This window comes from Myxococcus sp. CA033, assembly GCF_013336625.1.
Lineage (GTDB): Bacteria > Myxococcota > Myxococcia > Myxococcales > Myxococcaceae > Myxococcus > Myxococcus llanfairpwllgwyngyllgogerychwyrndrobwllllantysiliogogogochensis.
Window position 1 is genome coordinate 1 of the sequence record NZ_JABUMU010000045.1, and the last position, 8,673, is coordinate 8,673.

The 8,673-nt window shown below is 65.6% G+C and carries 5 protein-coding genes; 2 read left to right on the forward strand and 3 right to left on the reverse strand.

Features of this window, described 5'->3' with window-relative positions:
- Positions 1–187 precede the first annotated feature (187 nt).
- Positions 188–982: a helix-turn-helix domain-containing protein gene (locus HUA78_RS45345; RefSeq protein ID WP_174464415.1), complete on the reverse strand. Its 795-nt coding sequence runs from the start codon at positions 980–982 to the stop codon at positions 188–190.
- A gap of 123 nt (positions 983–1,105) precedes the next feature.
- Here HUA78_RS45345 and HUA78_RS45350 point away from each other — a divergent pair, with 123 nt between their 5' ends.
- Positions 1,106–1,492, forward strand: a complete 387-nt coding sequence (locus HUA78_RS45350) for a hypothetical protein (protein WP_174459488.1) — start codon at positions 1,106–1,108, stop codon at positions 1,490–1,492.
- Between the two features lie 2,482 nt (positions 1,493–3,974).
- Here the strand turns inward: HUA78_RS45350 and HUA78_RS45360 are convergent.
- On the reverse strand, positions 3,975–5,570 hold the full coding sequence (locus tag HUA78_RS45360) for an ISL3 family transposase (protein ID WP_174479088.1): 1,596 nt from the start codon (positions 5,568–5,570) through the stop codon (positions 3,975–3,977).
- A gap of 239 nt (positions 5,571–5,809) precedes the next feature.
- Here HUA78_RS45360 and HUA78_RS47400 point away from each other — a divergent pair, with 239 nt between their 5' ends.
- Positions 5,810–5,938 carry a hypothetical protein gene (locus HUA78_RS47400; RefSeq protein WP_256434385.1) on the forward strand — a complete coding sequence of 43 codons (129 nt, stop codon included), beginning with the start codon at positions 5,810–5,812 and terminating at the stop codon, positions 5,936–5,938.
- Between the two features lie 2,422 nt (positions 5,939–8,360).
- Here HUA78_RS47400 and HUA78_RS46085 read toward each other — a convergent pair.
- A partial coding sequence (locus HUA78_RS46085) for a hypothetical protein (RefSeq protein WP_217442875.1) occupies positions 8,361–8,673 on the reverse strand: 313 nt, incomplete at its 5' end.

Sequence of the window (8,673 nt, forward strand, 5' to 3'; positions counted from 1 at the left end):
GCGGTGTGCGCAGCCAGTACGCGCTGACTTTCAGCGACTTCGCGTACAGCGTCTCCACCTCCACCGCCGCCGGGGGCCCGCTCGCGCTCCCGTACGCCACCAGGTGCCCGAAGGCCGCCAGCGACTCTCTCGTTGACGAGACAGCGCGATTCGCTGTCGACCCCTGCCATCGATCAGGCTTTTTGCCTCAGCGTGGGTAGAACTGCTCGATGGTGATCTCCTCCGCCAACGCATGGAGGGGGGCGCCAAAGGTCGTGACCGTTGTGAACCACTGGGTGGTGACTCCGTCGACCTCGAAGGTCAGCGGAACCAGGACGGATCCAGCACCGCCAGGCATTGTTGCTGGTAGCGCACGGGCTTCCGGGCAGGTGAGTACTCTCTCCAATACGCGTGCGACCTCTGAGCGGGGACCGCGCAGCCGTGCATTCTCCCTGAGCCGACTGAGCAGGAAGCCCGCGACCTCGGGCCAGTTCCCAATCGCCGCTCGCACGCGACCTGGGGAAAAGACCAGGTCCATCAGGTTGATTCTCCCGAGCGCGTCTCGTCCCTGGCCCATCAGCGTGAGTGCGCCGGTGTTGGCGTCGAGCACCGTCGATGCCGCATCGAGCACGAGGGCGGGATAGGGGTCGTGCGTTCTGAGAATCATCGCCGCGGCCTGGCGGATCTCCTTCATCTCCTCACTGTTCCAATCACTCTCGCCAAACTCAGGCGCGAAGCCCGCCGCGACAAGCAGGGCGTTGCGCTCTCGCAAGCCAAGCATCAATGCTCCAGCCAGTCGCATGACCATGTACTGGCTAGGGGTCGTCCGGCCTGACTCGATGAATGCCAGGTGTCGAGGAGAGACCTCGGCGTCGAGCGCCAGCCCAAGCTGGCTTTTGCCTCGCAACGCACGCCAGTCTTTCAGCAGCGTACCCAGTTCGCTGGTGGTTCCCGGGCCGTTCTTCCGGTGGCCCCTCGCCGGCACGTCGTCGATATCGCGCATCAAAAGGCCCCTTTCGTGGCTCTAGTCGATTCATGCCCGCCGGCGCACTTCCCTCCGAGGTCATTGCGAGGCGGCTGGGCAAAATCGAATCTTCAGGCTCTCTCGTCACCGGAAAGCTTCCTCATGACAGACCGCCTCGTCTATCGCTTCGATGCCATTGCCGCCATCACCATGGGGAGTGCCCTCCTGGTTGTGGCGACGCCCCTCACCACGCTCGCAGGCTGGTCGTTGCCACCTGCCTTCCTGTTCGGCGTGGGGTTGTTTCTCGTGCCGTGGGCTGGTTTCAATGCCTGGGTCTCCGGCCAACCGTCTGTTCCCACCCTGGCCGCGCTGGTGCATCTCACGGTGGATGGCTTGTGGGTGATGGGGAGCGTGGGGCTCCTGGTCGCTCACGGTTCCAGCATGACGCTTGTGGGCATCGTGCTCCTGATAGGACAGGCCGCGACTGTGCTCGGTGTCTTCGCGCTCAAGCTCGGGGCCGTGGCGCGCCCCCGCTTTGCTCGCAGGTGAGCCGAAGGCTCAATGGAAGGGCATTCCTGGCGGAGGACCTGGGTCTTGGAGTGCTCGACGGGTGGCCAAGCGGAGCCCCCAGGTGTGTTCATCAGGGGGCCGTTGTTCGAGCTCGTAGTGTTGACGAGGTGAGTGGCCCAAAGCGGGTCCTCCCTGTCGCGGCAGTGGGCTTCTGGCGCCGGACAGGGGGGCGGTAGCTGTCGTCTTCCCATGACGAGGACCGTGATGTGGTGGAGCGGGGCGGTCGGTCCATGGCGGAACCGGCCATCAGCGGGTCCCTGAGACGCCGAGGTCGCTCTCCAATCTCTCGGTTGGAGGTGATGTGACCCTGCTCTTGCGCGCGTACCACTGGCGGATGCCCTCGTAGAGGTCCACCGGCTCATCCTGGGACAGTCCGCGAAGGACGCGGTCATCGATGATGGGCAAGTCTGGCGAGGTGAAGCGCAAGCGGGCGCTTCTCGTAGCTGCCCATGAGACCCGTGCGCCCCAACGCATGAGCAACTTGTCGGTGCCGAGGTGGAGGGTACTGTAGCCGGCGCGGCACTCACCGTGGCCGAGGTCCTGTGTCAGGTGGGACTTTCTCAGTGGTGGTGGCCGACGATGAGCACTTTGTCTTGGCGCTCCAGGACGCCACACATGCATGGCTCCAGAGGGGTTGAAGTTGGCATCCTCGCAGGAGGTGTGACGCACGTGCTGGGACAGTTGCTCGGAGTCGAGACAATCCACCGTGTCGCTCGGCAACTCGGAGAGGAAATCGGAGTGGGGGAGGGGGTCGTCCACAGCCCGCTGGGTGCGCAGTTGCGGGGATTGAGGGACGCCGGCCAGGCGCAGCTTCTCGCGCATGGGAATCAATTCATCAGCTTGCCGACATCATCGAAATCCGCCTGCGCCACCTCTCCTGGCCGGGGACGGCCATGTCCTCGCTCCGTACGCGTGCGCCCCGAGCCTTCTGCACCCATGCGCTTCATGGCCGAGGCGCTCGCCTCGAAGCCGCCTACCTCCAGTCAAGCCCGCGGTGGGTGCTGAAGCCACAGGCCTTGGACGAGCAGCGCCTCCACTCGACCCTGTCCAGGACACCGGTGAGGATGGCTGCCTCGGTGACACCTTCGACGGCAGGTGCGCCTGCACCACCGCCTTGAGCGCTTCGTGCTCAGGTCCCTCGTCAGCGGGGCACCAGTACGCCGGACCGCCACGAGAGCCCGCGATGCGCCCTCACCCTATTCGGCCCCATGCCCAATTGCCGGGATACTTGGCTCGCACTCTTCGCTATACGGGGTGCAGCCGCACCAACGCTCTCAGCCAGAGTCATGTCTCGCCCCCCGGTAGCTCACCCTCGGGCCCCAGGGAGCGCCGCCGTGGCGGTGCTCGTGACTCATGAGGATGCATGGGCATGGGAGGACTGGCTGGGCAGACTCGCAGCCCTCTCGCCAGCCTCGCCTTTCCAACCGTCTTTCCAGTGCCAGGATCCGCGCGCTGCCCCGATTCGCGCTCCGCTTGGCCGCCCGCGCTGCGCACAGCACAACTTCGGTGAAGACCCTCCTGCGCGCCAATACCCCGGTCCGTCACACCACGCCCATGGACCCGTTGTCGGACCACTCGGTGAGGTCTCCCAGGTGATTTGCGCCTCGCTCAGTCTCTGGGGTGAGACACGACGGCCGTGACAGAAGTCTCCGCCTTCATTCGGCCTGTGAGCTACCAGTCCCCGTTGCAGTGAAGACGCGAGAGGACGCCTCGCAGCCACAGCAGGTCCGCCCGTCCACCATGACATCCTGGTCGACCGTAACGTTGGTTGCGCCCGCCGACATGCGAGCCTCTCGTCTCGATAGATTCTTAGCGGGGCTGTCCTCGGACGATCGTGCCTCCATGTCCGAAGTACACAGCGCGGTTCCGAGGGATTCGTGCCGTGAGGCTCCAATTGAGCGCCCGAGGGACGGATGACGCGCGCACAAAGCAGTGCGCTTCGCCCGGGGCAAATTCATAGCCGTGTATTCATGTTTTTGGAGTGACTATGTTTCGGCTTGAGGAGTTCCCTGGCGGTGGCCAGGTGTGGCCGTGTCACGTCGACGTCAAGAGCAGGGCAAGTAAGGGGGGGCACAATGCGGCTGACCAGTCTCAGGTTATCGCCATCCGAGACTCAAGCGTGGTACGGCCTTCACATCGAGCTTGCGCGTCGACGTGTCCACGTTCTGCTGTGGAAGGGGCCGCCGCGTTGAATATAGGCATTCTTGCAGTGGAATACGTGCGGTTGCCCTCTTTGACTCTGTGAAGCGAAAGAGTCCCTTGCGTTCTACGTGCTTGTTCGTGCCGCCGAGCTTGCGATGCGCGCCGGGCACTTCCACTGCCCGCGCGCACCACGGCGACCGTTTCATGGGACTGAGCGTCACCCGCTTCGGTGGCTCTCCCGCACTTCGTGTGGACCCTTGGTTCAGACGGTGAGCAGCACTCGACGACGCAATAGGTCGAAGTTGGCGCGGCCATACATCTAACGCTTGAGGAGCTTGAGCTTCGTGATTTGACCCTCGGCCTGGGCGTTGCTCCAGGGAGAGGTCAGGGCAGCCCGGACGGCATCGCCGTCCTGTTCGAGGCCCTCCGCAAAGGTTTCCACCGCGCGTACTCCGCACGCACGAGCCTCGCCCAACCACGCTTCGAAGGGCCTGCAGGACCTCGTTGGCCTTGCTCGCTGTGAAACGCCCCGCGAGCGCACGAGTTCGCAGAACCGCCGGGTCAATGCGACGACACGCGACGCTTCCTCGTCCTGCTCAATGCGCGCCAACGTCGCGGTCTCCGCGGAGGTCAACTCCGAGGGCCTCTTCACGCACAACCATGCCAATTGCTTCGGCGAGGGAAGTGCGTCAGGGCTCGTGCCCTTCGACCACCAGTTGCCGCCGGGGTATCCGCGCGCCCCTGCGCGAGGCCGAACGGTCCGTCGCACTTGGAGCCAACGGTGGACCTGCCGCGAGGTGCCACGAAAGCCTTGGGCGCGAATCTCCCGCCAGAGTTCGCAGGCGTTCTCACACCCCGCGGCTTGTCGCCGCGTCAGGTACTCCAGATAAGGGTCGAGGATGCTCGGTCTGGGCACGCGCGCCGCGCGCTCAGGGAAGACTTCGGCGGCGGCGTATTTGCGCACCGTCCCTCGCGCAAGTCCCAGTGTGTGACTGATTCTCAGCAGGGGCTCTCCCGCCAGGTGACGGCGCTGTACGGCTTCGTATGCAGCGACATGCCGGGAGCGGCTCTCCGCTCGGGCGTGAGCTTCGGCGTGAGTTCGCGAGAAGCTGGTGTGACGACGCGCGGGAGGAGTGTCTCCGCTCGAAACGGCTGGTAGCGCTCGAAGGCGGGGGTGAGCGCTGGTCATCCAGCGTTCCATCATTTGCCGTCCATTCAGCAGTAAGTGCCAGCGGTCCGCCACCTGCTGGGCCTCTGGAGCGCCCAGCACCGCCGCTCGTGCGTACTCGGTCGACCGGTCTCTGGCGATGACTTCCACGCCGGGGTGCTGGCTCAGCCATGCGCTCACCGTGGGAGTCGAGCGGTCTGGCAACACGTCCCGCACGCAGTGCTCTTCCAGGTCGACAAGGATGGAGCCGTAGGTTCGTCCCTTGCGCAGCGCCCAGTCGTCGAGGCCGAGGACGCGAGCGGGGCTGGGAGCAGGCAGCGGAGCGCGGCGAATCAGCCGCAGGAGGGTATCGGGACTGGTGGGCATGGCCAGGGGCTTGAGCAGCCTGGCCCCAGCCTCTGCTCCGGCTGTGATTGCAACGGCGCACTGCGCGGTGGCCAGCCGACGCGTCCGCCGAGCCTGAGCGGCCACCAGGCGCACCGGCCGCTCCGAGAACGTGCGGCGGGAGCATTCCGGGTTTCGGCAGCAGAAGCGCCGCACACGCAGCTCGAGTTGCACGACGCGCCCTGTGGCGGGCAGGTCCGCCGGGCGACGGACGTAGCTACCATGCACTGCGGTACTGGGCGTCTGGCAGGAGGGACATCGTGCTCCCGTGCCCTCCATGCGCACCCCGAGGACGACACCCGCCGCGCTACCGTGGGCCACCCGGTCCACCCGACACCCAGGAAGTGGGTACAGCGTTTCCATTCCCAGGGTGTATTCGCCCCGCTGGCAGCTTGCCGCGTCTGCCTACTCCCCAGAGGGGAACCACACGAAGTGCGGGAGAGCCACGGAAGCGGGGGACTCTCAGACTGCCCTGAAACATCCTCGGCGGATAGTCGGAGACGACGGTCGAACTTTTGCGATCGAGCAGCCCCAGTCGCCGCTGGAGAGGACCCTGGGGCCGGCTCGCACACTCGAGGCGTGGCAAATGCCACCGCAGCACGGTGGAGGTGGAGACGCTGGACGCGAAGTCGTTGGAAGTCAGCGCGTACTGGCTGCGCACGCCGCACCCGGCGGCGCTGCAGCGACGGGCACGCGAGGCCGCGCACTGGCGGGAGGGCAGCTGCACGTGAAGCTGGGGCTGGTGGTGGGGTTGGAGGAAGCCGCGCACGCGACCAGCGGCTGGAGTCGCGCGCGACGTGGGCAAGGTGGTGCTGCAAGTGCCCTGAAGCCGCTGCGGGCCCTCAGGCCTCGAGGGCGGCCTCGGGCCGCAAGCCTGCGGAGACGCCCTGGCGGCCGAAGCGGGCACTGGGGCCCCGCGTGGCGTCGGAAACTCTAGACGCATCAAGAGCGAAAAGCCCCCGTCGCACGAGGCGACGAGGGCCTCTCTCAAAAAGAATCCGGCAGAGATGGATGAGGTTGGCGTCCGGAGCGCGCCGATGGTCGTCGCGTACAGGGATGCCGATCGAGTTCCCGAAGTTGAGGTCGTCCCTTGCGAGGTCTCCATGTCTCATGCAGAGACCACCAGCAACTCTGTTGACCGACCCGAGCTGTGGCTTGTGAGAGAGGCCTGGGTCAGGAGCGATACGGTGGCATGCAGCACCATTCCCATGGGCGGGATGCAGGTTGAGGGAGGGAAGAGTGTCGCCGGTCAGTCTTCGGAGCCGTCACAATTGGCAACAGGGTCTCGAAGCCCCGTCGACCGAGGACTGCTGTCCCGAGCAGGCGGTCCCCGTTGTCCTCCGCATTCTGATGGAAAGAGGTGGTTGCCTGCGGTTCTCCGACCCACTGGAATGCAACCACGAGTGCTTGATGGATGGACCGGCGTGGCCGCGGGAACCCCTGTGGCACCACGACCCGTGCTCCAATCGTCAGGCCACCAGCCAGCGCCCTGCGTGGGCGCTGGAGAGGTGGGCACTTGTTCTCGAAGCTACTTGTGCCGCGTCCGAACTCGTGTTGTTCAATCTGGCCCGAGCTGCTTCGGCTTGCCCGGGTGAAGACGCTCGTAACCTCTTCGTTCGCCGCCCGGTCGCGCTGGCGCAGGCTCGCGTGAGGGGACAGGCGCCTTTCGCGACTTGGGCTCCGCGAACAAGCGCCCTCGTCGGCGTGGCGATGTAGTCGCCCTGACGAAGAGCATCAGCAGCACGAGGGATGCCGCCGCGAAGCCACACGGTCTTCCAAGAGGACAGCGGGTTCTTGGCGGAGCTCGAAGGAGTCGTCCCCCGAGAAGGGGAGGCAGAAGACCCTGTCGCCCGTGACAGGTACGTCGCCTCCCCGAGAGACTCGGGGGACTCCGGGGATGGAGCATCAGAGCGACAGGCATCCTCTTTCGTCAGGACCCCCACCCTTCGAGTGATCTGAGTCGTGGGGGCATCCTCTTTCACGATGGCGAAGGCCTCGTTCAGGAGTGGGCGCCCTGGATTGGCCATGTGCGAGTACTCGTTGTGTTCTATCCGGGGCAGTTGTTCGTACCGGGTCGCGCAGAGCGGGCTGTGGCGTCGCTTGGTCACCACGCGCGGGCTCGCCGAAGCCCGAGTGCAAGCCGGAGAGGTCACTGGCCGCATGCCCGGAGAATGGTCTCAGGGATCACCCCTGGACCGAGATGGCGTGGCGCTCAGCGTGTCGGTGTCGAGCCACCCGCTCCTGCGTAGAGCGTCACGCGAGCTCCGGCGCTGCTCTCAACTGCGGGCCTCATCTCGCGCCCATGGCGAAGCGCTTGGCGGCGAACCGTAAGGGGAAGCCGTCCGTGCCAGGAAACTGCCTGAGGGCTCGTTTCGTTGGTGAATCCCCGTCCATGAACGTCGGACCAGGTTCGTAGCTCCCGGGCGAGTGCGGCCTCCTCGGAGACTCGTCAGGGCGTTGAAGGAACTCATGCACGTTCTTCTTGCGGAGGGCCTCCCTGGCAACCTTTCCCGCAGCGCGCAGCAAGTCCGCCGCCGTCGAATGGGCGATTCGTAGGCCCTACGGTGCGAATAGACGTCGAGTGGGCGAACAGGGCCGCAGTGCTCCCGTCGCACGTGAAGGGCGACACCCTCAGGCAGGAAGAAACCGAGCCACCTCAGCTGGGCGCACTCGCACAACTCCTCGGTAGGGTGGGCTTCAGACCGCCCAGGCCTGCCGCTCCGATTGATCGAGCACGAGAATCTCTCCAGCGCGGCCAACCGCGGAAGGCGCCTGGCGTCCCGGTGAAAGAACCTGGGACGAGGGGACGCGGACTCGCCCTGTCCATGGGCCGCCCAGCGAGTGGCCTGCCGGGCGCTTCAGGAGGATGTGCTGTTCACAGGATGCCTTCGGCGCCCGCAGTGGCGGTCGTCGATGGGCCACCGCTCGGGTGGGTGATGGGGAGCGGCCCTTCGTTGATGGCCGATGCGCACGTGCGCTGGAGCCAGATCCGAGAGGTCACTGACGCAGGCCGAAAAAATCCGACGCCCTGCGATCAGAACGCTGGTGTTCGCCGAATCCCGATGGTACAAGCCGCCCCCCTCGCAACGAAGCCCGCGCACTGGCGCGGATCACTCCGTGGTGAGGATGTACCGACAGCACGGAATACAGCGGTCAACGAAGCGAGTTGACAGAAGATGCGGCGGTGGTAGAAGCCGCGCCCCGACGAAGAAGCCCGGGCAGCAGCAGGGCGGAAGCGGCGAGGGAGTCAACGAAGCAACGGTTGACACGGGATGCGGCGAAGAGATAAAAGCCGCGCCCTCCCGAAAGAAGCAGCGGAAGCCACTGGGCGGCGCTGGAGACTTCGGGAAGCAGCAGAGAAGAAAAGCGAAACTGGGTGGTTGACAGGGAGCGCGAAGATGAAATAGAAGAGGCGCCCCGCTGACGCCGGAAAGAAGTAGAAGGCGGCAGCAAGGTAGCAGGAAGT